The 26,080-nt window shown below is 68.9% G+C and carries 25 protein-coding genes, 1 pseudogene and 1 riboswitch; of the genes and pseudogenes, 15 read left to right on the plus strand and 11 right to left on the minus strand.

The genetic code is table 11. The features are described 5' to 3' along the window. Positions 1–43: 43 nt before the first annotated feature. From OG921_RS21205 to OG921_RS21215, 3 genes are all read left to right on the plus strand, one after another. Complete coding sequence (locus tag OG921_RS21205) at positions 44–1,225, plus strand: pyridoxal phosphate-dependent aminotransferase (RefSeq protein WP_266114502.1); 1,182 nt, start codon at positions 44–46, stop codon at positions 1,223–1,225. Between the two features lie 123 nt (positions 1,226–1,348). Beyond that, positions 1,349–2,254: an ectoine hydroxylase gene (thpD, locus tag OG921_RS21210; RefSeq protein WP_266114503.1), complete on the plus strand. Its 906-nt coding sequence runs from the start codon at positions 1,349–1,351 to the stop codon at positions 2,252–2,254. Between the two features lie 34 nt (positions 2,255–2,288). After that, positions 2,289–2,921 carry an alpha-ketoglutarate-dependent dioxygenase AlkB gene (locus OG921_RS21215; RefSeq protein ID WP_266114504.1) on the plus strand — a complete coding sequence of 211 codons (633 nt, stop codon included), beginning with the start codon at positions 2,289–2,291 and terminating at the stop codon, positions 2,919–2,921. Positions 2,922–2,935: 14 nt separating this feature from the next. Here the strand turns inward: OG921_RS21215 and OG921_RS21220 are convergent, their stop codons facing one another. Next, positions 2,936–3,184: a DUF2530 domain-containing protein gene (locus OG921_RS21220; protein WP_266114505.1), complete on the minus strand. Its 249-nt coding sequence runs from the start codon at positions 3,182–3,184 to the stop codon at positions 2,936–2,938. 128 nt (positions 3,185–3,312) lie between these two features. Between OG921_RS21220 and OG921_RS21225 the strand changes: the two genes are divergently transcribed. The 3 genes and pseudogenes from OG921_RS21225 to OG921_RS21235 all read left to right on the plus strand — a co-directional run. Then, positions 3,313–4,767 (plus strand): NCS2 family permease, encoded by a 1,455-nt coding sequence (locus OG921_RS21225; RefSeq protein WP_266114506.1) that lies wholly within the window; start codon positions 3,313–3,315, stop codon positions 4,765–4,767. Positions 4,768–4,801: 34 nt separating this feature from the next. Continuing rightward, the gene (locus OG921_RS21230; protein WP_266114507.1) at positions 4,802–5,242 is read left to right on the plus strand and encodes a MarR family winged helix-turn-helix transcriptional regulator; all 441 of its coding nucleotides are present in this window, start codon (positions 4,802–4,804) and stop codon (positions 5,240–5,242) included. 49 nt (positions 5,243–5,291) lie between these two features. After that, a pseudogene (locus OG921_RS21235) lies at positions 5,292–6,479 on the plus strand (MFS transporter); the annotation flags it as partial. On the opposite strand, the gene OG921_RS21240 reads toward OG921_RS21235, so the two are convergent. Continuing rightward, positions 6,477–6,908 carry a YccF domain-containing protein gene (locus tag OG921_RS21240; protein WP_266114545.1) on the minus strand — a complete coding sequence of 144 codons (432 nt, stop codon included), beginning with the start codon at positions 6,906–6,908 and terminating at the stop codon, positions 6,477–6,479. The pseudogene OG921_RS21235 and the gene OG921_RS21240 sit on opposite strands and share 3 nt — an antisense overlap. A 68-nt stretch (positions 6,909–6,976) precedes the next feature. On the opposite strand from OG921_RS21240, the gene OG921_RS21245 reads away from it, so the two are divergent. Together OG921_RS21245 and OG921_RS21250 are read left to right on the plus strand one after the other, a co-directional pair. Further along, positions 6,977–7,783, plus strand: coding sequence for an RNA methyltransferase (locus tag OG921_RS21245; RefSeq protein ID WP_266114508.1), 807 nt, complete (start codon positions 6,977–6,979; stop codon positions 7,781–7,783). Continuing rightward, a complete protein-coding gene (locus tag OG921_RS21250) occupies positions 7,780–8,085 on the plus strand; it encodes a DUF2537 domain-containing protein (protein WP_266114509.1) in 306 nt (101 codons plus the stop codon). The genes OG921_RS21245 and OG921_RS21250 overlap by 4 nt, the downstream gene beginning before the upstream one ends. Before the next feature lie 27 nt (positions 8,086–8,112). Here OG921_RS21250 and sepH read toward each other — a convergent pair whose 3' ends face one another. Beyond that, complete coding sequence (gene sepH, locus OG921_RS21255; protein WP_266114510.1) at positions 8,113–9,003, minus strand: septation protein SepH; 891 nt, start codon at positions 9,001–9,003, stop codon at positions 8,113–8,115. 145 nt (positions 9,004–9,148) lie between these two features. After that, a complete protein-coding gene (gene serC, locus OG921_RS21260; protein ID WP_266114511.1) occupies positions 9,149–10,270 on the minus strand; it encodes a phosphoserine transaminase in 1,122 nt (373 codons plus the stop codon). A gap of 116 nt (positions 10,271–10,386) precedes the next feature. Here serC and OG921_RS21265 point away from each other — a divergent pair, with 116 nt between their 5' ends. Genes OG921_RS21265 through OG921_RS21275 form a run of 3 tightly spaced genes read left to right on the plus strand, consistent with a single transcriptional unit; the run spans position 10,387 to position 12,924 of the window. Beyond that, positions 10,387–11,376 carry an LLM class F420-dependent oxidoreductase gene (locus tag OG921_RS21265; protein ID WP_266114512.1) on the plus strand — a complete coding sequence of 330 codons (990 nt, stop codon included), beginning with the start codon at positions 10,387–10,389 and terminating at the stop codon, positions 11,374–11,376. Positions 11,377–11,401: 25 nt separating this feature from the next. Further along, positions 11,402–11,995 carry a GNAT family N-acetyltransferase gene (locus OG921_RS21270; protein WP_266114513.1) on the plus strand — a complete coding sequence of 198 codons (594 nt, stop codon included), beginning with the start codon at positions 11,402–11,404 and terminating at the stop codon, positions 11,993–11,995. Positions 11,996–12,042: 47 nt separating this feature from the next. Continuing rightward, positions 12,043–12,924, plus strand: coding sequence for a hypothetical protein (locus OG921_RS21275; protein WP_266114514.1), 882 nt, complete (start codon positions 12,043–12,045; stop codon positions 12,922–12,924). 14 nt (positions 12,925–12,938) lie between these two features. Here OG921_RS21275 and OG921_RS21280 read toward each other — a convergent pair whose 3' ends face one another. Then, on the minus strand, positions 12,939–14,609 hold the full coding sequence (locus OG921_RS21280) for a DNA repair helicase XPB (protein ID WP_266114546.1): 1,671 nt from the start codon (positions 14,607–14,609) through the stop codon (positions 12,939–12,941). Positions 14,610–14,728: 119 nt separating this feature from the next. Further along, positions 14,729–17,020: a helicase-associated domain-containing protein gene (locus OG921_RS21285; RefSeq protein WP_266114515.1), complete on the minus strand. Its 2,292-nt coding sequence runs from the start codon at positions 17,018–17,020 to the stop codon at positions 14,729–14,731. A gap of 67 nt (positions 17,021–17,087) precedes the next feature. Here OG921_RS21285 and OG921_RS21290 point away from each other — a divergent pair, with 67 nt between their 5' ends. After that, the gene (locus OG921_RS21290) at positions 17,088–17,276 is read left to right on the plus strand and encodes a hypothetical protein (protein WP_266114516.1); all 189 of its coding nucleotides are present in this window, start codon (positions 17,088–17,090) and stop codon (positions 17,274–17,276) included. A gap of 99 nt (positions 17,277–17,375) precedes the next feature. On the opposite strand, the gene OG921_RS21295 is transcribed toward OG921_RS21290, so the two are convergent. Continuing rightward, positions 17,376–18,017 carry a transglycosylase family protein gene (locus tag OG921_RS21295; RefSeq protein WP_266114517.1) on the minus strand — a complete coding sequence of 214 codons (642 nt, stop codon included), beginning with the start codon at positions 18,015–18,017 and terminating at the stop codon, positions 17,376–17,378. 4 nt (positions 18,018–18,021) lie between these two features. Then, positions 18,022–18,206, minus strand: a riboswitch (cyclic di-AMP (ydaO/yuaA leader). Positions 18,207–18,471: 265 nt separating this feature from the next. Further along, positions 18,472–18,690: a hypothetical protein gene (locus tag OG921_RS21300; RefSeq protein ID WP_266114518.1), complete on the minus strand. Its 219-nt coding sequence runs from the start codon at positions 18,688–18,690 to the stop codon at positions 18,472–18,474. Positions 18,691–18,812: 122 nt separating this feature from the next. On the opposite strand from OG921_RS21300, the gene OG921_RS21305 reads away from it, so the two are divergent. Then, positions 18,813–19,226, plus strand: a complete 414-nt coding sequence (locus OG921_RS21305) for a cold-shock protein (RefSeq protein ID WP_266114547.1) — start codon at positions 18,813–18,815, stop codon at positions 19,224–19,226. Between the two features lie 42 nt (positions 19,227–19,268). On the opposite strand, the gene OG921_RS21310 is transcribed toward OG921_RS21305, so the two are convergent. The 3 genes from OG921_RS21310 to OG921_RS21320 form a co-directional block, all read right to left on the minus strand. Continuing rightward, a complete protein-coding gene (locus tag OG921_RS21310) occupies positions 19,269–19,769 on the minus strand; it encodes a DUF2771 domain-containing protein (protein ID WP_266114519.1) in 501 nt (166 codons plus the stop codon). Then, entirely contained in the window at positions 19,766–21,457 is a 1,692-nt protein-coding gene (locus OG921_RS21315; RefSeq protein WP_266114548.1) for an MFS transporter, read from the minus strand. The genes OG921_RS21310 and OG921_RS21315 overlap by 4 nt, the downstream gene beginning before the upstream one ends. Positions 21,458–21,518: 61 nt before the next feature. Beyond that, positions 21,519–22,322, minus strand: coding sequence for a glutaminyl-peptide cyclotransferase (locus tag OG921_RS21320; RefSeq protein ID WP_266114520.1), 804 nt, complete (start codon positions 22,320–22,322; stop codon positions 21,519–21,521). 51 nt (positions 22,323–22,373) lie between these two features. Here OG921_RS21320 and OG921_RS21325 point away from each other — a divergent pair, with 51 nt between their 5' ends. Further along, a complete protein-coding gene (locus OG921_RS21325) occupies positions 22,374–23,243 on the plus strand; it encodes a DUF3027 domain-containing protein (RefSeq protein ID WP_266114549.1) in 870 nt (289 codons plus the stop codon). Further along, positions 23,234–26,020: a sacsin N-terminal ATP-binding-like domain-containing protein gene (locus tag OG921_RS21330; protein ID WP_266114550.1), complete on the plus strand. Its 2,787-nt coding sequence runs from the start codon at positions 23,234–23,236 to the stop codon at positions 26,018–26,020. Before OG921_RS21325 ends, OG921_RS21330 begins: the two co-directional genes overlap by 10 nt. Positions 26,021–26,080 lie beyond the last annotated feature (60 nt).

Below are 26,080 nucleotides of genomic sequence, written 5' to 3' on the forward strand. Positions count from 1 at the left end.
TCGCAGCTAGTGCAAACGTAACGCGGCGATAGGGTGTGGGGCCATGAGCTCTGCCACACCGCGCACGAGCGCAACGGTGAGCCGGTTGCGGCCGTTCGCCTCGACCATCTTCGCGGAGATGACCGAGCTCGCGGTCCGCCACGACGCGGTCAATCTCGGCCAGGGCTTCCCCGATTCGGACGGACCCCCGCAGATGCTCGAGGTCGCGCGCCGCGCGATCGCGGAAGGCCACAACCAGTACCCACCGGGGCGCGGCGTGCCGGAACTGCGCCGAGCCGTCGCCCGCGACCGTGCGACCCGCTATGGCACCGCCTACGACCCCGATTCGCAGGTGCTGGTCACCGTGGGCGCGACCGAGGGAATCAGCGCCGCAGTGCTCGGCCTGGTCGAGCCGGGCGAAGAGGTGGTGCTCATCGAGCCCTACTACGACTCCTACGCGGCGGCGATCGCGCTCGCCGGTGCCGTGCGCCGGACCGCCCGGCTGGTCGACGACGGTGCCGGCTTCGCCCTCGACGTCGATTCGCTGCGCGCCGCGATCACCTCGCGCACTCGGATGATCATCGTCAATTCCCCGCACAACCCGACCGGCACGGTGCTGCCGAAGGCGGACCTGGACGCGATCGCCGAACTCGCCTGCGAGCACGACCTGCTCGTCCTCACCGACGAGGTGTACGAGCACCTGGTCTTCGACGAGCACCGTCATGTTTCGCTGGCGACGTTGCCGGGAATGTATGACCGGACGATCGTGGTGTCGAGTGCTGCGAAGACGTTCAGCGTGACCGGTTGGAAGACGGGCTGGGTGTGCGCACCCACCCACCTGCTCGACGGCGTGCTGGCGGCCAAGCAATTCCTCACCTTCGTCGCGGGCGGCCCGTTCCAGCCGGCCGTGGCTTACGGTCTCGACCACGAACTCGGCTGGGTGGCCGAGCTGCGAACGAGTTTGCAGCGCAAGCGAGATGAACTGTCGGCAGCGCTTGCCGACGTGGGCTTCGACGTCCGACGCAGTGAGGGCAGCTACTTCGTCTGCGCCGATATCTCCCCACTCGGGGAGACCGATGCGCAGGCATTCTGCCGGGCACTACCCGAACGGATCGGCGTCGCGGCCGTACCGGTCGGCGCGTTCACCGATCACCCGCAGGACTGGGATCGCCTGGTGCGCTTCACGTTCTGCAAGCGCACGGAAACCCTCGCGCGCGGGGTCGAACGGCTGCAGCGCCTCCGCTGAGGCGCACGGCGGGATCCGACCGACCGGTCTGCAATATTGGCCAATGCGCAAATTGCGGAGGTCGTCGCCATTTGTGTACGTTCGAAATGGAGCGAAACATTATGGAAAGGGTGATTTTCAGTAATGACCGCGACCGTAACCGATCGTTATCTGACCCGTAACGGAGCGGAGACCACATCCATCGTCCGGCAGGACCCGGTCGTATGGGGCAAGGGGGCCGAGGGCCCGCTCACCGACGCCGACCTGCTCCGGTTCGAGACCAAGGGCTTCCACAATATTGCCACGGCACTTACCGACGACGAGGTCCGCGCCTGCTACGACGAGATCAGTCGGCTCGCGAATCGCCCTGAACTGCAAGATGATCCGCGTGTGATCCGGGAGTCCGGCGCCGGACAGGTGCGCTCGATCTTCGACGTGCATCTGCTCTCCGACATCGTTTCCGCGGTGGCGCGGCGCCGCGATCTGCTCGACCTCGTGCGGCAGATCCTGGGCTCCGAGGTTTACCTGCACCAGAGTCGGCTCAATTTCAAACCCGGTTTCAGCGGCGGCCCGTTCTACTGGCATTCCGATTTCGAGACCTGGCACGCCGAGGACGGAATGCCGGTCCCACGCGCGGTAAGCATCTCGCTGGCCCTGACACCGAATTTCGATGTCAACGGCAGCTTGATGATTATGCCCGGATCGCACCGCGAGTTCATTTCCTGCGCGGGCGAGACCCCCGACGATTACTTCAAGCAGTCGCTGGTGACGCATTTGCCGCTGACCGGCTCGCCGGATCCGGAAACGCTGACCCGGATGGCCGATACCTACGGCATCGAGCAGATGACGGGCCCGGCGGGTTCGGCGACGGTCTTCGACTCGAACTGCATGCACGGCTCGAACGGCAACATCACGCCGTACCCGCGGTCGAACGTCTTCCTGGTCTACAACAGCGTGGCGAACACGCTCGAGGAGCCGTACGCCGCACGCAACCGGCGCCCGGACTTCCTCGGCAAGCGCGACTTCACGCCCCTGCAGCCGTCGGACTAACCCCACGGTCGGACCGACCGGTACTATCGAATACGTGTTCGAGTCCGACCAGATCTCGCTGTTCGACACCGCGACCGGCGGTGCCCGGATCGGCGAGCTCGGCGCCGCGGTCCGGCGTACCAACCTGAGCGCCGGCGCCTGGGTGGATCACTGCGCAGGCTGGGTGAGCGGCTCCGACGACGTATTCACCCGTCTGTTGCACACCGTGGACTGGCAGCGCGAGCGACGGCCGATGTACGACCGGGTGGTCGACGTGCCCCGCCTGCTGCGGTTCTACGGGGCGGACGATCCGCTGCCCGACCCGCTGCTCGTCGACCTTCGTGCAGCCCTCGACGCGCACTACCGCAGCGAACTCGGCGAGCGGTTCGGCACCGTCGGCATGTGCTGCTACCGCGACGGCGCGGACAGCGTCGCCTGGCACGGCGACACCATCGGCCGCGGCAGTACGGAGGACACGATGGTCGCCATCGTGTCCCTCGGCCAGTCGCGGCCGCTACTGCTGCGCCCGCGAGCAGGCGGCGCATCCCGGCGGTACAGCCTCGGCCACGGCGACCTGCTCGTCATGGGCGGCTCGTGTCAGCGCACCTGGGAGCACTGCGTACCGAAGACCACGCGGCCGACGGGTCCGCGGATCAGCATTCAGTTCCGGCCGCAGGGCGTGCGCTGAGCCCGCGACCCGGCCTACTCGATCCCGACCTGAGCGCCTTTACTCCCGCGCCGGGCCGCGCGGCGCTGAATCCAGAACACGCCGTAGGCGAGCGCGCCCACCGCGAGCCCCGCGAGGCAGGCCGGCCGGGCGGACTCCCAGCGATCCCCGCTCGCCCAGACCACGACGGTGGCGACGAGCCAGAGCACGGTGCCGATGGCGAGCACCGGGCGCGGATCGGTGAGCCGCGCGGGGATCTGTGGAACGTGCGGGGTTTCGGACACGCCACAACGGTACCGAGCCAACCCGCGAACGCGCCCCCCGCCACAGTGCTTGCCCTAATCTGAGTCAGGTTGCGCGACGCTGGGTGACGACTGCAGGCTGGCACTTCTTTCGGCGACAGGACTTTCGGATGACATCGGGCCCGGGCCGGATCGACCGGTATTTCTCGGTCAGCGCGCGTGGTTCCACTTACGGCACCGAGGTGCGCGGCGGCCTGGTCACGTTCGTCGCGATGGCCTACATCGTGGTGCTCAACCCCCTCGTCCTCGGCAGCTTCGCGCCCGACGACGCGGCCGCCAAACCCGATGTGCTCGGCGACATCCTGCCGGTGCCGGAGGTCGCGGCGGTGACCGCGCTCGCCGCGGGCGTGATGAGCATCGTGTTCGGCCTGTTCGCCCGATACCCGTTCGCGATTGCCACCGGACTCGGCATCAACACGTTGCTCGCGGTGACGATCGCACCGCAGGTCACCTGGCCCGAGGCGATGGGCCTGGTAGTGCTCGACGGCATCGTGATCGTGATACTCGCGGTCACCGGGCTGCGCACCGCGGTATTCAACGCCGTGCCACGCGAACTCAAGGCCGCGATCGTCGCCGGTATCGGAATGTTCATCGCGTTCATCGGCATGGTCGATGCCGGTTTCGTGCATCGGGTCCCCGACTCGGCGAACACCACCGTCCCGGTGGGGCTCGGCATCAACGGCTCGATCGCGTCGTGGCCGACGGCGGTGTTCGTCTTCGGCGTCGTGCTGATGAGCATTCTGGTCGCCCGAAAAGTGCGCGGCGGCTTGCTGATCGGAATCGCCGTGACAACCGTGCTCGCGATCATCGTCGAGGCCGTGGCCGACGTCGGCCCGGCCAACGAGGTCGGCCCAACCGGCTGGAACCTCAATGTGCCCTCGACGCCGGACAAGTTCGTGCAGACGCCCGATCTCGCACTCGTCGGCAACGTGAGCCTGTTCGGCGCGTTCGAACGCATAGGGGTGCTGGCGGCGAGCCTGCTGGTGTTCACCCTCGTGCTGGCCAACTTCTTCGATGCCATGGGCACGATGACCGGGCTCGGCCGCGAGGCGGGCCTGACCGACAAGGACGGCAACGTGCCGAACGTCGGCCGCGCCCTGGTCGCGGAGGGCACCGGTGCGATTGTGGGCGGCGCGATGTCGTCGTCGTCGAACACGGTGTTCGTCGAGTCCGCCGCGGGCATCGCCGAAGGGGCTCGGACCGGGCTCGCCAACGTCGTCACCGGTGTGCTGTTCCTGGCCGCAATGTTTCTCACCCCGCTGTATTCGATCGTGCCGATCGAGGCCGCCGCTCCTGCGCTCGTTGTGGTGGGCGCGTTGATGATCGGGCAGGTGCGCGACATCGATTTCGCCGATTTCCGGATTGCGCTGCCTGCGTTCCTGACCATGGTGGTCATGCCATTCACGTACTCGATCGCCAACGGCATCGGCGTGGGGTTCGTCACCTGGGTGCTGATCGCGGCATTTACCGGACGGGCCCGCGCGACACATCCGCTGATGTGGGTCGTGGCAGCGCTGTTCGCCGTGTACTTCGCGATCGATCCGATCACCGAGGTTATTACCTGAAAGCTTGCTCTTGCTTACCGTATTGTGAGCGTCTGTGACATCGGCAACGGATATTCAAACGCTGGCGGCTGACCTGTCGTTGGCGATTGTCCGGCTGACCAGGCACCTCCGTGGCCGCCGGGTCAACTCGTCGGTGTCGCTGACTCAGCTGTCCGCGCTGGCGACATTGGCCCGCGAAGGCCCGATCACCCCGGGAGCGCTCGCGGCGAAAGAGCGTGTGCAGCCGCCGTCGATGACGCGTGTGATCGCTTCGCTGGCCGAGCTCGGACTCGTCGACCGGGCGCCGCATCCCACCGACGGCCGTCAGGTCATCGTCTCGCTCGCCGAGTCTGGCAAGGATCTGATCGCCACCGAGGCCACTGCCCGCCGCGCCTGGATGACCGACCGGGTGGCCACCCTCGACGCCGAACAGCGCGAGGTGCTGCGCAAAGCGGTCGAGATCCTCGGCCAGATCGTCGACGAACCCGAGCCGTGATCGGCTGTCACCGGAAATTCGTTAGCTTGGCTTAAGGCATCATGGAGTGATGTCCCCCGACACGTCGATGTTCCGTGCGCTGCGCGCACGCAACTACCGGCTGTGGGCGTCGGGACAGATTGTCTCCCTGATCGGGACCTGGATGCAGCGGGTCGCGCAGGACTGGCTCGTCCTCACGCTGTCCGACGGGAATGCGCTCGCGGTCGGCATCGTGATGGCACTCCAGTTCGGCCCGACATTGCTGTTGTCGGTCTGGGGTGGCGTGCTCGCCGACCGGTACGACAAGCGGCGCATCCTGATCGGCACCCAGATCGCCATGGCGGCATGTGCACTCGCGATCGCGGTGCTCGACCTCGGCGGCGTCGTCGCGCTATGGCACGTCTACCTGATCGCACTGGTCATGGGCTGCGCCTCGGCGATCGACGCGCCGGTCCGTCAGTCGTTCACCATCGAGATGGTCGGACCCGACCTGCTTTCCAACGCCATCGGGCTGAATTCCATGACGTTCAACCTGGCCCGGATCATCGGTCCGGCGATCTCCGGCGTGCTCATCACCGTCGTCGGCACCGGCTGGGTATTCGCGATCAATGTCGTGTCGTTCGCCTGCGTGATCGGCGCGTTGCTCGCCATGGATGTCGGCAAGCTGCGGCCGGCCGCCGCGGCGGCACGCGAGCGCGGGCAGATCCGAGCCGGTTTCCGCTACGTGTGGGCGCGCGCGGACCTGCAGGTCCTGCTGGTGACCGTCTTTCTGGTCTCGACCTTCGGCATCAACTTCCCGATCAGCCTGGCGGTGTTGGCCCGCAACACCTTCGGCCACGGCGCGGACTCCTACGGTCTGCTCACCACGATGCTCGCGGTGGGCACCCTGGCCGGTGCCGTGCTCGCGGCCCGACGACGCGAACCCGTTGGGATCGGCCTGTTCCTCGGGGCCGCGATCGGGTTCGGCGTCTGCGAGGTGCTGGCCGGGCTGATGCCGAGCTTCACTCTCGTGGCCATCGCGCTGATCCCGACCGGGCTGCTGAACCTGACGTTCTCGACCGCCGCGATGAACATCCTGCAGCTGTCGGTATCGGCTCAGCTGCGCGGCCGCGTGATGGGCATCTACATGCTGTGCTTCCTGGGCGGGACGCCGCTGGGCGCACCACTGCTCGGCTGGCTCGCCGACGCCACCTCCGCCCGCGCGCCACTGATCGTCGGTGGAGCAGTGTCCTTGGTGGCCGGGGCCGCAGGCGGATTAGTACTGCGCCGGCGCGGGCTGGGTGCTGCGGCCGTAGGCGAAGGACTCGTCGCTGGAGACGATCTTGCGCCCGAGCGGCATGATGCTGACCGGGATCAACTTGAGGTTCGCCCACGCGAACGGGATGCCGATGATGGTGATCGCCAACGCGATGCTGGTGATGAGGTGGCCGAGCGCGAGCCACCAGCCGGCCAGGATGAACCAGAGGATGTTGCCGATCAGCGACGCCGCGCCGGCGTCCTCGCGTTGCACGACCGTGCGGCCGAACGGCCACAGCACGTAGAACGCGATACGTAGCGACGCGATCCCGAACGGGATCGTGATGACCAAGAAGAACAGCAAGAAGCAGATGAGGGCGGCGGCAAGATAGCCGAGCGCCAGCCAGAAACCGCTCAGAACCAACCAGAGCACATTCAACACGAATCGCACGACACCCATGCGTAAAGCCTGACACACTGCGCTGCTGTGCGCGCGAGTCTGTGCGGCAAGATGGTCGGGTGGCCGAAGTGATCGACATCGACGACCCCGCGGATCCGCGGCTCGACAACTTTCGCGACCTGAACTCCTCGGATCGTCGTCCGGACCTGCCCGAGGGCAAGGGCCTCGTGATCGCCGAAGGTGTGCTGGTCGCGCAGCGGCTGATCGATTCCCGGTTCGAGCCGATCGCGTTCCTCGGCGTGGAGCGCCGCCGCGCCGAACTTGCCGATGACCTCGTCGGCGTCGACGCGCCGTTCTACCGGACCAGCGCCGAGGCGATGGCCGAGGTGGTGGGCTTCCACCTGAATCGCGGTGTGCTCGCGGCAGCACACCGTCCGCCGCTGCTCGATCCGCTCGAGGTGATCGAGCATGCCCGCACGATCGCCGTCCTCGAAGGCGTGAACGACCACGAGAACATCGGCTCGATCTTCCGAAACGCCGCGGGACTCGGCGCGGACGCCGTCCTGTTCGGTGATCGCTGCGCGGACCCGCTGTACCGCCGGGCGGTGCGCGTCTCGATGGGTCACGTACTTCGGGTCCCGTTCGCCCGCGTGCCGGACTGGCCGCGCGGCCTGGACACGCTGCGCCGAGCGGGTTTCCAGATCATCGCCCTCACGCCCAACCCGGCTGCGGTACCGCTCGCGAAGGCCATGACCGGCGAGCGGGTCGCGGTTTTGCTCGGTGCGGAGGGACCGGGGCTCACCGAGCACGCGATGCGTGCCACCGATGTGCGCGGCCGAATCCCGATGGCACCGGGCACCGACTCGCTCAACGTGGCGACCGCCGCGGCGATGGCCTTCTACGAGCGCGCCAGGATGACGCCGTGACGCCGCCGCGAGCATTTTCCGACCGCCGTGCGGTGCTGCGCCGAGAACCGACGCCGTGGGCGACCGGACTGTTGGTGTCCGCACTGGTCGGCGCGCTCGTCGCGCTGGCGGTCTACGCGTTCGGGTCGGAACTGGGCCGGATCAATCCATTCCTCGCCGTCGTCATCAACGTGGTCGCGGTCGGCGGCGCCGCACCGACCGTGTGGCGCTGGCACGAGGTCATCGTGTGGCGCTGGGCCGTCTACGGATCCGCCACCGGCGTCGGACTCGGCTGGCTGGCACTACTTTTCGGCGCGTTCTAGCGCCGGTACCCCTGAAACTGCAGCGATCTAGCGGCCGGTACCCGAACTGCGCACGCCGAGCAGCACGTCCTCCCAGGACGGCATCGCCGGCTTGCCCTTCTTGTTCCGGGTGGGCGCCTGGTTCGGCGCCGCCTTGCCCGGGCGCTCGGCCACCGGCTGCTCGACCGGTTCCGGCTCTGGAATCGGTTCCGGCTCAGGTTCGGGCACGTGCTCTGCCTCGACGGTGACGGTCTCGTGTGCCTCGACGTGGACCTCGATCTCGGCTTCGACGATCACCGGTTCGAGCACGTCCTGCTCGGCGACGTGGGTGACCGCGGCCAGGCCGCGCAGCGGGCGCGCAAAATCGGGATCGATCAGGTCACGAGCCGGATCGTCGAGGGCGGTGACCGTGCCACCGTGCGCGTCGAGCTGGAAACGCCAGTGCGCCGTGATGACGCTGCGTCCGGCCTGCCAACGCAATTGGGCCACCCAGTGCCCGTCCTCGTCCTTCCAGGCATCCCACTCGGCCTGCTCGAAATCGTGTCCACGCTCCCGGAACACGGCCGCGACGATCTCCGAAAGCGGTTCAACCGCTGGGCCATTCGCACGCACCGGATGGCCCTTCTGGGCGAGTTCCGCGGCGCGCGAGCGTTCCAGCAGCACCGGATAGGCGAAGCGCTCGACTCGGGTGGCCGGCATTCCGGATTCGGCAACAACCTCTTCGATCGATGCGCCGGAGCGGATCCGTGCCTGAATGTCCTTGGGTCGCAAGGTGCTTTCCATCTCGATCTCAATCTGGCCGAAGCGGGCAATGTCTCCGCGCGACGCAGCGCGCAGCTTCTCGTCGATGGGCAGCCGATACTTGTGCCCGGACTGGTTGTCCGCGCAAATGATGTGCTTGCCGTCGCTCGCCAGGCCGATCACTCGAAGTTCCCGCACCTTGACCTCCTCATCACGTCGGCTCGCGACAACCGCCCGTGGCACGACAGTAATGCACCCGTGACCTCCCCTGTGGGAGACACGCGCAACCCGAATACCGGCAATACCGGGCGATCGGTGGATATCCTGCGAGATTTCGCAGTGCCTACAGCCGGCCGACGACCCAGTCGATGCAGGCCGTCAGCGCGCTGACATCGTCCGGCTCGATCGCCGGAAACATGCCGATACGCAGCTGATTTCGGCCCAGCTTGCGGTACGGCTCGGTATCGACGATGCCATTGGCGCGCAGGATCTTCGCGACCGCGGCGGCATCCACCTCATCGGCGAAATCGATCGTGCCGACCACCTGCGAACGGTTCGCCGGGTCGGTGACGAACGGTGTCGCGAAGTCGCGCGAGTCCGCCCAGCTGTAGAGCCGCGACGACGAGTCGGCGGTGCGCTTGACGGCCCAGTCCAGGCCACCATTGCCGTTGAGCCACTCGATCTGGTCGGCGAACAGCAGCAGCGTGGCCAGCGCGGGGGTGTTGTAAGTCTGGTCCTTGCCGCTGTTGTCGATCGCGATCGGCAGCGACAGCGACTCGGGAGCGAAGCGCCCGGTGCCGGCGATCTCCTGCACCCGAGCCAGCGCAGCCGGGCTCAGCAGCGCGATCCACAGCCCGCCGTCCGCGGCGAAACATTTCTGCGGGGCGAAATAGTACACGTCGGCGTCGGCGATATCGACCGGCAGACCGCCCGCACCCGAGGTGGCGTCGATCGCTATCAGCGCGTTCTCCGAGCCGGCGAGGCGGCGCACCGGAACCGCGACACCGGTGGAGGTCTCGTTGTGCGCCCAGCCGATCAGGTCGGCCGCCGGATCGGCGGTCAGTTCGGGCGCGGTGCCCGGCTCGGCGGAGAGCACGATCGGATCGCCGATGAACGGGTTCTTCTTGGTGACCGTGGCGAACTTGGCGCTGAACTCGCCATAGGTGAAGTGCTGCGAGCGCTCTCGCACCAGCCCGAACGCCGCGGCATCCCAGAACGCCGTCGTGCCACCGTTGCCGAGCACCACCTCGTAGCCCTCGGGCAGCGAGAACAACTCGCGCAGCCCGGCGCGAACCCGCGCGACGACATCCTTGACCGGCTTCTGCCGATGGCTGGTGCCGAAGACCGAGGCGCCGACATCGACCAGCGACTGCAACTGGGCAGGGCGAACCTTGGAGGGTCCGCAACCGAAACGCCCATCGGCTGGCTTGAGATCGGCAGGAATGGTCGGCGTCGGAGCAGTCATGACCTTCAGGCTACTGCGTGGCCTCGAGCGCTTTTCGCCGTATCCCGCGATCTGTGACCTCGGTCGCTTCCTGCGGTTTTGCCGCTCCCCGTCCGCCGTTCACTACGCTTTCGAGCATGCGATTCGGGATGTTCGTTCCACAAGGCTGGCGGCTGGATCTGGTCGATATCGATCCGGCACAACAGTGGGCGGTGATGCGCGATCTCGCCCGGCGCGCCGACGAGGGGCAGACCTGGGAGTCGGTGTGGGTCTACGACCACTTCCACACCGTGCCCGCGCCCACCGACGAAGCGACACACGAGGCGTGGTCGCTGATGTCGGCCTTCGCCGCGGTGACCGACCGCATCCGGCTCGGGCAGATGTGCACCGCGATGAGCTACCGCAACCCCGCCTACCTGGCCAAGGTCGCCGCGACCGCGGACATCATCTCCGGCGGCCGGATCGAAATGGGGATCGGCGGCGGCTGGTACGAGCACGAATGGCGCGCCTACGGCTACGGATTCCCGTCCGCCGGTGAACGACTGCGCCGCCTCGACGAGGGCGTGCAGATCTTCCGGCAGGCGTGGACGCACGGCCGGGCCACGCTGGCCGGGCGGCACTATCAGGTGGACGACGCGATCGTCGCGCCGAAACCGTTGCAGCAGGGCGGTATTCCGCTGTGGATCGCCGGCGGTGGCGAGCAGGTGACGCTGAAGATCGCCGCACGCTACGCCGACTACACCAACTTCGACGGCACCCCGGACGGTTTCGCGCACAAGTCCGAGGTGCTGCGCAAGCACTGCTCCGACGTCGGCACCGATTTCGACGCGATCGTCCGGTCCGCGAACTACAACATCGCGATCGGCGCCACCGAGGCCGAGGTCACCGACCGGCTCGAACAGCTCAAAGCCCGGCTCACCCGCTTCGTCGGCGCGGAACGGGCCGAGGCGTCGCTGAGCGCGTTCCGCGGCATGCCCGGGGTGGGCACCCCGGAGCAGGTCGTGGAGAACCTCACCAAGCTCCGCGACCGGGGCCTCGGCTACGCGATCTGCTACTTCCCGGAAGCGGCCTACGACCGCTCCGGGATCGAATTGTTCGAGCGTGAGGTCGTTCCGGCGCTGCGCTGAGCCCCGTCCTGGTTAGCATGACCCGATGCGGCCGCAGACGCTGACCGATGCGACGGTGTGGCTCGATCCGCCCATTCCGGCCGATATCGATGTTATTGCCGAGGTGTGCCGGGACCCCTCGATCGGCGAGTGGACCAGCATGCCGGTGCCGTATCGGCGCGCCGACGCCGAGGAGTTCGTCGACGGCTTCGTCGTGTCCGGTTGGGCCGGGCAGAGTCCGACGTGGGCGGTCCGTCCCGCGCCCGCGGCACCGTTGGTCGGCATGGTGGGGCTGATCGAGAGCGCGGAGTTCTCCGCCGAGATCGGGTTCTGGCTGGCCTCGAGCCACCGCGGCCGCGGGCTGATGTCCACTGCGGTGCAGCAGGTGTGCGCGTTCGCACTGCGCCCGGCCGGGCCCGGCGTCGCCGCACCGGCCGGGATGGGCCTGCAGCGGGTGGAGTGGCGTGCATTCGTCGGCAACCACGACTCCGCGGCGGTGGCGCGCCGGACGGGCTTCCGATTCGAGGGCACGCTTCGCTCGGGCGCGGTGCAGCGCGGCACCCTGCGCGACTGCTGGATCGCCGGACGGCTGCACAGCGATCCGCCCGGGCCGGTGGCCGACTGGCCGAGCGGCATCTGAGCGAGTCCGGGACGTGCGCGTCACCCGTTGATGTCAGGATTCGATACGTGGACCTCGCCGATGTGACCGACGAGCTGTACTCGCTGGATCCCAGCGAGTTCGTGGCGGTGCGGACCGCCCGGGTGAAGGAGGCCAAGGCGGCCGGCGAGAAGACGCTGGCCACCGAGATCGGCAGGCTGCGCAAACCCACCGTGGTGGCCTGGGCGGTGAACACGCTGGCCCGCGAGCTGCCCGAGGAGGTGGCCGGGCTGCTGCAGCTCGGTGATGCGCTGCGGGACGCGCAGCGCCACCTCTCCGGTGCGGACCTGCGCAAACTGACCGGCCAACGCCAGCAGGTGGTGCGTGCGATCGCCGGGAAAGCGGGCGAGCTCGCCGCCGAACGCGACCACGAACTCGGCGAAGGCGCGCTGCGCGAGGTGGGCCAGACCCTGCACGCCGCGCTCGCCGACCCGGCCGTCGCCAACCTGGTGCGCGCGGGCACCCTCGAATCAGCCGTCAGCTACTCCGGTTTCGGACCCGCCGGACTGAGTGCGGTGCCGACCGAAGCACGGTCGGACACCGACGAGCAGACCGCCGTCGAGACGACCACGAAACGCACCACCCCGCGCCGCACCAAAGCGGACCGTTCCGCGAAACGCGAAGCGGCCGAACGCGATCTGACAGCGGCGAAGCAGGCACTACAGGAGGCCCAGGCCGATCTCGCCGCGGCCAGGACCGCTGCGGACCGGGCCCGCGACGATGTGGACGACATCGACCGGCGCATCGATGAGCTGCGCGACGAACTCGATCGCGCCGAGCAGCAGCGGCAGTTCGCGCGCACTACCGAACGCGCGGCGAGCGAAGCGGCCCGCAAATCCGAACGCGAACTCGAGCGTGCCTCGCGCCGGGTGCAGAAGGCGCAGGACGGCGTCGACGATCTCGCGGACTGATCGGCGATCGGCCGCTACTGGCCGGACTCGCCGATGCTCGGTCCGAGCAGGTCGTCGGCGTCGGTGATGCGGTAGGCGTATCCCTGCTCGGCGAGAAAGCGCTGCCGGTGCGCGGCGTACTCGGCGTCGAGCGTGTCCCGCGCGACGACCGAATAGAAGTGCGCCTGCCCACCGTCGTGCTTGGGTCGAAGCAGCCGGCCGAGTCGCTGCGCCTCCTCCTGGCGGGAGCCGAACGTGCCCGATACCTGCACCGCGACCGACGCCTCGGGCAGGTCGATGGAGAAGTTCGCCACCTTGCTGACCACCAGCACCGGGATCTCGCCCTGCCGGAAGGCGTCGAACAATGTCTCCCGTTCCTTGGTCCTGGTCGAGCCCTGGATGACCGGCGCATTCAGCGCTTCGCCGAGCTCGTCGAGCTGGTCGAGGTAGGCGCCGATCACCAGCGTCGGGGCGTCGGCGTGCTTGGCCAGGATCGACTTCACCACCGCGATCTTCGTGTGCACGGTGGAGCACAACTTGTAGCGCTCCTCCGGTTCCGCGGTCGCGTAGCTCATCCGTTCCGCGTCGGTAAGCGTGACCCGCACCTCGATGCACTCGGCCGGCGCGATCCAGCCCTGCGCCTCGATGTCCTTCCACGGCGCGTCGTAGCGCTTGGGGCCGATCAGCGAGAAGACGTCGCCCTCGCGGCCGTCCTCGCGCACCAGCGTGGCGGTGAGCCCGAGACGGCGACGCGACTGCAGGTCGGCTGTCATCCGGAACACCGGCGCGGGCAGCAGATGCACCTCGTCGTAGATAACCAGGCCCCAGTCGCGCGAGTCGAACAACTCGAGATGCTTGTACTCGCCCTTCGTGCGCCGGGTGACCACCTGATAGGTCGCGATGGTGACCGGGCGGATCTCCTTCTTCTCGCCGGAATACTCGCCGATCTCCTCCTCGGTCAGCGAGGTGCGGGCGATCAGTTCGCGCTTCCACTGCCGACCGGCGACCGTGTTGGTGACCAGGATCAGCGTGGTCGCCTTCGCCTTGGCCATCGCGGCGGCACCGACCATCGTCTTACCGGCACCGCACGGCAGCACCACCACCCCCGAGCCGCCCGCCCAGAACGAGTCGGCGGCCATCTCCTGGTAGTCGCGCAGATGCCATTCCTTGGTTGCGAAGTCGAGCTCGATCTCGTGCGCTTCGCCGTCCACGTACCCGGCCAGATCCTCGGCGGGCCAGCCCACCTTGAGCAACATCTGCTTGAGCCGGCCGCGTTCGCTCGGGTGCACGATCACGGTGTCGTCGTCGATCCGGGCACCGATCATCGGGCTGATCTTCTTGTGCCGCAATATCTCTTCGAGCACCGCGCGGTCCAAGCTGACCAGGGTGAGACCGTGCGCGGGGTTCTTCACCAACTGCAGCCGGCCGTAGCGCGCCATCGTCTCCACGATGTCGACGAGCAACGGCTGCGGGACGGCGTACCGAGAGAATCGGACCAGCGCGTCCACGACCTGCTCGGCGTCGTGCCCGGCGGCACGGGCATTCCACAACGCCAGCGGCGTGACCCGGTAGGTGTGCACGTGCTCGGGGGCGCGTTCGAGTTCGGCGAACGGAGCGATGGCTTGCCGCGCCTCGTTCGACTGCGCGTGGTCCACCTCGAGCAGCAGTGTCTTGTCGGATTGGACGATCAACGGTCCGTCGGTCACGGTTCCACCCTTCCCGCCCGCCTGCAAAAGGCTGACCTTCCCATTGTCCAGACCGGAGGGCATTGCTGCCATGATCTGCCGTTCCGGGTGATGGCGAACACGTGCCGGCGGGCCGCTGGTCACTCGATGAAGGCCACCGATGCGATGCGGTGCAGCGTGAAGTGCCGGATCGCGCCGCTGGTCGGATCGAGCGCATCGAGTGTCCCGCCGCCCACCTTCACCGGCTCCACGATCCGCCTCGTGGCGCTGCCCTGCGCGTCGATGTACTCGATGCTGACGCTGCGCCGCGCGCGCACCGCGAGCTGCAGGAGGGCGACCGTGGCCGCGCCGCCTGCCCTGGACCCGTCGGTGCGAACGCCACCGCTGCGCGGCACCTTCTCGGCGCGGTCGCCGGCGCGCAGTTCACGGACCAGCCCGGCGAGCTGTTCGTCCGACGGCGGCTGCGGCGTGCGCAGCTGGGCGCGGGGGCGCCGCATCGCGATCCGCGCACCGCGCGGACGCAGGTCGACGATCGCACCGGACGCGTTCTCCCCCGCAGGCGCGAATCCCGCCGCACGTAGCCGGGCGAGCACATCGGCGAGCGGCGCCTGCGAGATTGCCACGGTCGGCGCGAGCCCGCGCAGGGCCAACTCCTCGGCGACGGGCGACGCGAGGACCTCGGCGAGCAGCGCCGCATCGTCGCAGCGTACGAACGACGCGGCGACACCGGCGCGCAACTGCCCGTGCCTGCGGGCCACATCGTCGATCAGATAGGTCAGCGACTGCGGCACCGGGGTACGCGAATGCGTCGCGAACAGGGCGTGCAGCTCGGCGGCCGTCATGCCCGCGTCGAGCGCGCGCCGCACGCTGCTGTCGCCGACCCGATACACCGCGGCACCGCCCGCGGACTCCAGATCCGCGACCAGCGAAATCGAGCGCGCCAGCTCCGGCACCAACGGTCCCGGCGCGACAACCGTGAGGTCGGCCTGCACCAGCACGTGGTCGACCGGAGCGGGCAACGCGGCGCGCATCTGCGCCTCCTCGTCCCCGCCGTGCAGCAACGCCCGCCCAGGCGAACTCAGCGCGCCGCGACCGATGATGCCGAGCGCTGCCGCCTCTCGCAGCGTGCCGGTGACCATCGCCTTGGCGAACCGCGCCGCCCACCGCGGCCGGCGCCAGGCCAGTAGCCGACCGACGTCGGCCGGGTCGAGCGCATCGCCGGTCCGCTGGTCCTCCAGCACGCCGAGCACCAGCCTGCGGTCCCGCGCCGCCGTCGCGCTGCGCACCTCGACGGACAGGGCACCGATGGGCTTGTCGTTGCTATCCCGCATGCCGATCAGCCAGGGCCGCCGCGGCAGCGTCAGCCAGGCGTGCGCGAGCACCGCCCAACGCCGCGCGGTGGGGAATTCGCGCCAGGCATCGACCGCGGTGGTCGGCGCCCAGAATTCGTCGGCACCGTCGACCACCGGGTCGGGATCGGGCATGCCGCTCGCGATCAGCCCGGCCGCGGCCAGTACCTCCACCACCAGCGACATCCGCTCCTCGTCGATTCCGGTGCTGCGGGCAATCCGGCGCAGCTCGCGTACCCCCATGCCGCCGGCGCGCAGGGCGGGGGCCGGCGTGTCGCCGAGCGCGTCGATCACCGCCGCGCAGTGCCGCAGCAACTCGAGAACCTCGCCGGCGGCGGCGCCGTTCACCTCGGCGGCCTTGTGCCCGACCGTCGCCACCTTCGGCGGTTCGATCGAGCCCGGATCGGTGACCGGCTCGCCGCGCAGCACCTGCCCGACCTCGTGCGGCAGCTCCACGGTCTGCTCGTCGACCCAGCGCAACAGACCCGTGCCGAGCAGGCGTTGCACCGGCCGATCGCTCGGTGTCCCCGGTGCGGCGTCGCGCGTGCGCCCGATCGGCGACGTGGTCGCCAGCCGGTCCAGCAGGGCGCGTTCGGTCGAGCCCAGCTGCGCGAGCGCGACGGACACCTCACGCTCGGTCAGTACTTCCACCGGTTCCATGGTGCGGCCGATCGGCCACGGCACCGCGTCCGAGATCATCGGTGCCAGCCGCAGCGCATCGGGTTCGCCCCAGACCAGCGCACGGGCACGCAATTGGGCAAGCGCACCATCGACGACCTTGACACTCGCCCGGGACCCGACCGTATCTCGAATTCGCTCCAGCGGCACCGGGCGGTCCTGGGCCTGCTCGAGCACCAACGCCTCGATCACCGCGAACACGACGGTGCTCAGCTCGTCCGCACTGCGTAGCACCGACGCCCGTTGTTCGGCGCGTCCGGCGAGCACGAGCATCGATTGCGGGATCGGCACGGTGAGATCGGGGCGCAGCCGCAGCAACTCCACGAGCTGCTCGTCGGAGCACGCGCCGAGCCACTCGGCAAGTGCCTGGGTGTCGGAATTCTCGGCGCCACGGATCGCTGTCATCGCCTCTCAGCGTAGAGACAGGCGGTCCGCGCTGTACCGCGAGGCGAGTCGATGTAAAAATGGTCGTGTGGTCAATAAATCGAAGAAGCCGTATGTCGATCCAGGGTGGCCGAAGCTCGCGGACGGCGAAATTGCCGTAACGGAGCTTTCCTCGACCCGTTCGGGCGGTCTGTCGCCGTTCGGCGAGGAAATCGAGTTCCCGCGTCCCGTCGAGGAACTGCCGTACATGCACCCGCATACGGTGATCAATCGATAGTCCACCCACGTCCAGCAAAAAGGACCCCGCGCCTGCCCGGCGCGGGGTCCTTTCCAACTGCGAGGGCTGCCGAAAGTTCGAGGGCCCCGGTGTTCGGAGCTACTGCGGCAGCAGTGCCTTGTTCGTCTGGACGAAGTCGACGATGGCCGGATCGAGCTGCACACCGGACTGCTTGGCGACGTCGAGCAGGTCGAACGCCTCCTTCGGCACGACGGCGCCCGCCTTCTGTACCAGGGTGAGCGCGTGATCGGCGACGTCGATGACCTGCGCGGTGCCGTCCACGAGGACGGGCGCGATCGGTGGGGCGGGCGGTACGACGATCTCGGGCGCGGCCGGGACCTTGGGCGCGGCCGGGACACTGCGCTGATCCGGACCGCTGGCCAGGCCCAGGTGCGACGAGCAGGACGGCCACGCTCCCCAGCCCTGGCTGGCGAGCACATTCTCGGCGACGGCGATCTGTTCTTCGCGGCTGGCCTGGTTGGCCGCACCCGCGTACTGGCCGCCGCCGTTGGCGTGCCAGGTGCTCGGGGAGAACTGCAATCCGCCCTGGTAGCCGTTACCGGTGTTGATTCCCCAGTTTCCGCCCGACTCGCACTGCGCGAGGCGGTCCCAGTCGGAATCCGGTGCGGCGCTGGCGTTGCCCGCGAATGCCACGCCTGCGGTGCCGACGATGGCGCCGGTCACGGCGACTTTGGCAACAGTCCGCCCGGTACTGGTGGGTTTGCGATGACGTCCGCTCATTAGTTCTTCCCCTCCATACGCCTGCGAGGTCAGCTGTCGGGTTCGGACCGAGAGGCAGTCCGGTCGATTCCGCCATGTACGGCACGGTCTCGACTTCACCCCGAGGAAGCGCTGCGCTGAGCTCTTCCGGTGCCCCTTCGAGGGACTGTGGGTCCCCCGCCCCCGCTCCAAATTCGGGTCGGTCTGGGTCGGCGGCCCGCGGAGCGAGGTTGAGCGTGTGGCGGGCCGGGCGGCGGCCGAGTTTTCGACCGATCAGAACGTACGACGATCGGCGCCAAAAATCACCATTCGGTAACTTCGTGTCGAATGAGCGGAATTGCCGGGCGATTTCGTGATTTTCCACAATTCCCAGCTAGTGACGGCGTGTCCGTGCCGAGAGCGTTCCGAGGCCCCGCCGTAACCCCGTCGTTATGTGAGGAAGCTCACAGAAGCTGGACGGGTGTTCGGTGCACTGTCAGCGGCGGGCGCGACGCCCCGAGCGCAGCGTGAAAACAAGCGCGAGCAGGAAGCCGGCCGGCGCGGCGAGCGCGATGAGGTACAGCGGCAAACCCGGCTCGCGCTCGCTCACGGCCGGAACGACGAAGATCGCCGCGATGGCGACGAGCCCGACGACGAACAGCGCGAGCGCGACGTGGAGCAGCGCATTATTGGGCTTATCGACGGCGGCGGACACGTTTCCACGGTAGAACCACTAGTCCGGGCGAGAGCGGGGCGGGGTAGAATTCCGGCAGTGCGCGTCCCGATCAGAGCGGGGCGCGTTGCTTGTGTGCAACGACGAATGGACGGGTGAGCGCTGTGCCAACCGGCAAGGTGAAGTGGTACGACGTGGAGAAGGGCTTCGGCTTCCTCTCGCAGGACGAAGGCGAAGACGTCTACGTGCGCTCGTCAGCGCTGCCGCAGGGCATCGAGGCGCTCAAGCCCGGCCAGCGTGTCGAGTTCGGCATGGCGGCGGGCCGGCGCGGTCCGCAGGCGTTGTCACTGAAGGTGCTCGACCCGCTGCCCTCCGTTCGGCAGAGCGCAGGCGTGCGCAAGGAGGCGCCGCAGCGCAAGCACACGCCCGACGAGCTACACGGCATGATCCAGGACATGTTCACGCTGCTCGAGGACCAGGTGCAGCCGATGCTGCAGAAGGGCAAGTACCCCGAACGCAAGACCTCGGCCCGGATCTCCGAGGTGCTGCGCGCGGTCGCTCGCGAACTCGATTCCTGACGGCGCCGTCCGCCCGCCGCGTTTACCGCCGCGTCCGCCTGCTCACGCCGTCTTGATTGCCCAAACGGCGCGCGCAAACGGGAGGCCGTTCTCGTCGATGACCGCCGACGGCAGCTGAATCTCGACACCGTTGAGCTGCCAAGCCGGGCTGTGGTCGGACACGACGGTGACCGCATCGGTCTCGCCGGACTGGTAGTTGCGTACCTGCTGCTCCAGGTCACCGTCCGGGGTTTCGTAGACCATCACCATTCGCCACGGCGCGGTCGCGATGTCCTTGGGCAGCGACAGCTGCAGCGGCTGGCCGGCGGGCACGTCGAGCTCCGCGATCTCGCCATGCGTGCACTCCTGCAGGTCGAACGAGCAGTACTCGCGCGGCGGCACCGTGGTCGTCTCGCCGTAGGCGTATGCGGTGATCTCGGGGGGACGCTCGTCGGTGTTGCCGATCGCGACCACCACGAACACAGCGGCGGCGACCACCACGACGAGCGCGAGCACTGCGAGCCCGAGAACGACACGGCCGGAACGGGTTCGAACAAAGCTCACGGTGCGAATTTTCCTGTCGTCTGATGGATTCTCAGGTTCCCGCCCGGCACTTCCTGGTCGGCGTGCACCGGGCGGTTGCCGCCGAGCCCGGGCAGCAACGAGCGACCCCGGTAACTCATGACGGTCTGCGCCAGCCCGAGCACGAGCACGAGCGAGATCACGGTGAACCCTATCCAGAACTCGGTCGGCAGCATCACACCGAAGGCACCACCGATCACCCAACTCAGCTGCAGTACGGTCTCCGACCTGCCGAACGCGGACGCGACCGACTCCTCCGGCAGGTCCTGTTGGATCGACGCGTCCAACGACACCTTGGCCAGCGCACTCGCACACGCGCCCACCAGGGTGGCCAGCGCCGCCATCCACAAGCTGTCCGCGAACGCCGCCCCGATCGACACGACCGTCACCGCGATCGCGCAGCGCAGCACAATCAGCGTGGGTCTACCAAGTTGCAGCCGCGCGCCCGTCGCATTGCCGGCGAAGTTGCCCAGGGCCGCGGCAACACCGACCAGACCGAGCATCAACGCCTGCTGCAGCGGATCATGTTCGGTGCGGGACTTCGCCACGAACGCGATATAGAGGGTGATGAAGCCGGTCAGGACGCGGATCGTGCTGTTACCCCACAGCCCGGTCACCACGGTCCGGCCAAGCGGCTGACGTCGCTTGCTCGGTTTCACCGCCGCCGCGCGGTCTCGGCCGATCACCTCCGTCGCGGCGTCCACGCCGTGATAGCTGAGCGTCGTCGGCACCTCGCCCTCGGTGACCTCGACCCAGGACGGGATGCGCAGGCTCAGGTAGGCGCCGCCCGCGGCGAGCACCGCGGTGAACCAGAGCGCGCCGATCGAACCCGCTGCCCACGCCACGCCGGCGGCGATCGCGCCCGCCCCGATCGTCCCGCCGAGCAGGCCGAACACCGTAAGCCGCGAATTGGTGCGGACGAGGTCGATTTCGGGCGGCAGCACGCGTGGGGTGACCGCACTCTTGAGCACTGCGAAGGATTTGCTCAGTACCAGCATGACAAGAGCGATCGGATACAAGGCCCAGGTGTCGAAGTTGAAGATCAGCAGCACCGCGAGCACACCGCGGGCGGCGAACGACGCGGCGAGCGCGACGCGCCGACCGCGCTGCAACCGGTCCAGCATCGGCCCGATGAGCGGGGCGATCAACGCGAACGGGGCGATCGTGATGAGCAGATAGAGCGCGACGTTCATCTTGCTCTCGGCGGTGGCCGCGGAGAAGAACAGCGTGTTCGCGAGCGCGACGGCGACCGCCGCATCGGTGGCGAAATTGGCCATCGTGGCGTAGGTGAGCGCGGTCAGTCCGGACTTGTCCGCGCCGTCGGCCTTGGCCGCGCGCTGGAAGGTCGCGATCCCGCGTCCGGTCAGCTCGCGACTGCGCATTGCGGCCACCCGGGTGACGGTCAGCTTGCGTGGCGTACGGACACCGGATGGGCGCGGCTCGGCGTCCTGATCCGGCGATGCCTGCGGATCTTGTGGTTCCTGGCGCGGCGGATTCAACGGCGGCAGCGGTGGCAGTGGCGGGCGGCGCGCCGACCCCTGCGGCGGCGGGTAATTGTCGAACCCCGGGTGCTGTGCCGCCTGACGATTTCCGTCCCGGTCGGGGCCGCCCGACGACCGAGACGCGCGTGCCCCACGGTCGTGCGGGGCATTCGGCTCGCGGGACTCCATCACGGAACAATTCTGTCCCACTTCACCGACAAAGGACCACAATGCCTGCGCATGCGGCACGTCACGGCACGAAGCGAACCTCGAAGGTCGTCGGCCAGTACTTACCGGTCAGCAGGAAACGATCCGTACCGGGCAGCTGCGCAATGCCGTTGAGCACGTCGATCCCGGCCTGCGAGGGCAGCGCGCGGCGCAGCGCACCGGCATCGATCACGGCCAGCGCGGTGCCGGTGTCCGGGTCGATCCGCAGAATCGTGTCGGTCTGCCAGAGGTTGGCGTAGATGGTGCCGTCCTCTGCGCACTCGAGTTCGTTGATCGGGACGTCGCCGTAACCGACCAGGTCGACGGTGCGCACCGGAGCGAATGTCGCCGGGTCGCGGAAGGTGAGGCGACGAGTCCCGTTGCTCATCACGATCAGCCGCTGGTCCCCGGTGCGCTGGGTGCACAACCCCCACCCCTCGCCGTCGTAGCCGACGCGTCGACGTTCGGCGAGCGTGACCGGATCCCGCTCGATCGCGACATGGTCCTTCCAGGTCACCTGCCAGATGCCGGCGCCGGTCGAGGTGATGCCCTCCCCGAACATCGGCGCGGGCAGATCCGCGCGGCGCTGCTCGGCGCCGGTGCCGAGGTCGGTCGCGCTCACCCACGACGTGCCGACCATCCCGGTGCCCTCCAGCAACGTCTCGCCGGCAACCTCGAAGCCCTCGGTGAACGCCTTGGGATCATGCGGCCGCGTGGCCACCACTTCGACCTGCATCGGTGCGTGTGCGGGGGTCGGCGCCGGTGCGGGAGTGGCCGCAGGATCGGAGCAACCCCACGCCAAACTCGCTCCGACGAGGGTCACCAAAAAGGCGCGACGGGCATGCATGCGGCCCAGCATGGCAGCCGCACCGCTGCACTGTCCGGGCTATACGGCAAAATGGAGAACGTGAGCGCCGGTACCACGCAGACCTTGCCCGCCCCCCGCCCGATCTTGGCCGAGGCGGTCGACCTCGCACGGTCGGCGCTGCTCGACCTTGGCGAGACGTCGATAGGCGACTACCTCGGTGTTTCCACCGAGGATGAGACCGCCGCGACTCATCGATTCGCCGCGACGATGCCCGGCTACCGTGGCTGGCAGTGGGCGGTCGTGCTGGCCGCTGCGCCGGCAGCCGACGAGGTCACGGTCAGCGAGTCGGTCCTGCTGCCCGGACCCGATGCCCTGATCGCGCCCGAGTGGGTGCCATGGGATCAGCGCATCCGCCCCGGCGATCTCGGACCTGGCGATCTGCTCGCGCCCACGGCTCACGATGAGCGGTTGGTGCCGGGATTTGTCGCCAACGGGGACCCCGAGATCGACGAGGTCGCCGTCGAGATCGGGCTCGGCCGCAAGCAGGTGATGAGTCTCGACGGCCGCGTCGACGCCGCCCAGCGCTGGCACGACGGCGACTACGGCCCGGACACGGAGATGGCCAAGGCCGCCGTATCGGTATGCGGGCTGTGCGGCTTCTACCTGCCGCTCGCCGGCTCGCTGCACAACGCGTTCGGCGTCTGCGGAAACGAATTCGCGATGGACGGCCGGGTGGTGCACACCGAGTTCGGTTGCGGCGCACATTCGGACACCGCACTGCCGACCGGCGCCGGTTCGCCGGCCTACGCCGCCTTCGACGATGCCGCCGTCGAGGTGGTCACCCTCGCGCCGCCACGCAGCGAAGCTGCCGCGGCGTCGGGCACGGATGCCGGACAGGCAGCACAGTCCGCGGAGACCACCGCGCCGCCCGCCGACCAGGACCCGGCATCATCGCCCTAGCGGACCCGTTCGGCACAGCGGCGCTGCGCGAGTCCGTCCTCGTCGCTTGGGAGTCCTCGCCTACGCGCCTGCGCGAAGACGCCGCGGCCGAAGCCGACCTGGTTCGCGCCGGGTACCGGGACCGTGTCTTCACCGAACTCGCACAAAACGCCGCCGACGCCGCGGCCAAAGCCGCCGCCGCGACCGGTCGCGCTGCGCGCTCCCTGCCGTTGTGCAGCATCACGGTGTGGGCCACCGACCGCGAACTGCACATCGCGAACACCGGCGCTCCGCTCGACACCGCGGGGGTGCAGGCCCTAGCCGCGCTGCGCGCCTCGGACAAGGAGGCTCGGCCGACGCCGGGGCCGACCGTCGGCCGGTTCGGGGTCGGGTTCACCTCGGTCCGCGCGATCAGCGACGAGATCGAAATCCGCTCCACCTCGGGTTCGGTGCTGTTCTCCGCCGAGCGCACGCGCGCCGCGGTAGCCGAACGCGGCATCGCGGCACCGGTCGATCCGCCCACACTGCGGCTGCCGTGGCCGGCCAAGAAGCGTCCGCGCACCGGCGCGGACACCGAGGTCGTGCTGCACCTCCGTGCCGGGGTCGACGCGCGGGAACTGCTCGGGTCGATCATCGACGAGGCCACCGACCTGCTGCTCGAGCTGCCCGCACTGGAAATCATCAAGGTCGGCGACACCGAGCTGCGCCGAACGGTGAAGCGGATGTCGCACGGTGTCGCGCTGGTGTCCATCGGGGTGCGCAGCTGGTGGCAGTTCGCCACCGACCGGGCCCGCTGGCTGCTGCCCGTCGAGGACGGCCGGCCGATCCCGGCGGGCAACGACGTGCTGCGCGCCCCCACCCGTTCCGACGAGGAACTGTCGTTGCCTGCGCTGGTGGTCGCCGACGTCGAGATGCAGCCCGATCGCCGACGACTGCTGCCCGGTGCGGACATCGCAGCGCTGGCGAAGGGGTATGCGAAGTTCGCCCGCGCCCTGCCCCCGCCGCTGCGCCTGCTGCTCGTGCCGCGCGCGACATTTGCCCGCAGCGAGGCGGATCGGCTGCTGCGCGACGCCCTGCGCGCGGAGCTGCGGGCCAGGACCTGGCTGCCGGTGGTCGGCAACCACGGCGGTGTGCGTCCGCCGACCGCCGCCGTGCTGCCCGGACTCACCCCCGAGCTGGCCGAATTGCTCGCCGAAGCGGTTCCCGCGCTGGTGATCCCCGAACTGTCCGACTCGAGCCGGGTCGCGGTGCTGTCCGATCTGGGGGTCCGTCCCCTCGGTCTGGCCGACGTCACCGAGGCACTGAGCGGGCTGGACCGCCCGCCGGCGTGGTGGCATCGGTTGTACGCGGCGCTCGAACCGCTGCTCGTCGACCGGCTCGCCGGCGAAGAACTCGGTGCCCTGCCGGTGCCGCTGGCCGACGGCCGATTGGTGACCGGGCCGCGCACCACGATGGTGGGTGAGCTCGCCGGTGCCGCCGAACTGCCGGTGCATTGGGCGCGGCTGGTCCATCCCGTCGCTGCACATCCGCTACTCGGCCGGCTCGGCGCGCAGTCGGTCACCGCGCTGGACCTGCTGCGGGATCCGGCGCTACGGTCCGAACTGGAAGCCACAGCGGATCCCGACACCGACGGCGACCTCGACGGGCGCAGCGATGGAGATCTCGCCGATGCGGTGCTCGCGCTGGCCGCCGATGTCGCCGATCCGGGGCAACTTCCGTCGTGGCTCGGGCTGCTCCCGCTGCCCGACGCGGACGGCGAGCTGCGACCGGTGGACGAACTGCTGCTGCCGAGGGCGCCGCTGGCGGGCCTGCTCGACGACGATGCGCCGTTCGGCACGATCGACCCGGCCGTCGTGGCGCGCTTCGGCGTCGACGTGCTGCGCGCGATCGGCGCGGTGTGGAGCTTCGGTGTCCTGCGCGAGTCCGATCCGACCGGGCCGGATCACGATCTGGATGACGAATCCGCTTGGTGGGATTGGCTTCCCGAGGATCCCGCGGAGTTGGTCGCCGTGCGCGATCTCGAACTCGTCGCCGCGCACGCCTGGCCTGCGGCGCTGGAATTGCTCGCCCACGATCCGCGCATCCAAGGGTTGCTCGGCGACCGCAACGGATACACGGCGTGGTGGTTGCGTCGGCACGCCTGCGTGCATGGGCAGTTGCTCGGCATGCTGCTCGCCCCCGGTGCAACGGCCTTCGCCGGGCTGCTCGACCCGCTCGACCATCCCGACGCGGACGCATTCGCCGCATCGCTCGCCGACCCCGATTCGCTGAACGGCGACCTGATCGTGGTGCTGGCGCAACGGCTGTCCGATCCGGACCGCCGGCCGACGCCGGCGACCGTCGCAGACACCCACCGCCGCCTGGCCGAGGGGCTGGCGCATGGGCTCGTCGAACCGAGCGAGATCCCGTTGCCGCAGCAGATAAGGGCGGTGTCCGGGGCCCTGATCGCCCCGGACGACGCGCTCGTCCTCGATCGGCCCTGGTTGGCCGCGGCGATTCCGGCCGATCGCCTCGTCGTCGGCGACCTCGCCGGTGCCGCGGACCTCGCGGCCCTCCTCGATGTCCGGCTGGCCTCCGAGGCGGTGCACGCAACGGTGACCAGCACCGGCCGCGTGACGTCATGGGAGGATGATCCGCTCGGTGTGCTGGTCCGTGCGACGCTGGCGCTGCGACCCGATACCGGGCCACTGGTGGTGCACGCCGAACTCACGGTGAAGCTCACCGGCGCGGTCACCGGCACGGCACGAGTCCCGTGGTGGGTGACCGAAGACGGCACGACGCACCTGCAACAGCCGTAACCTGGGATTCGGTGTGTATCGGTTCGGGGCGCACAACAGGCGCACCGGTCAGGGGAAGGG

The sequence above is a fragment of the Aldersonia sp. NBC_00410 genome, assembly GCF_026342035.1.
Lineage (GTDB): Bacteria > Actinomycetota > Actinomycetes > Mycobacteriales > Mycobacteriaceae > Aldersonia.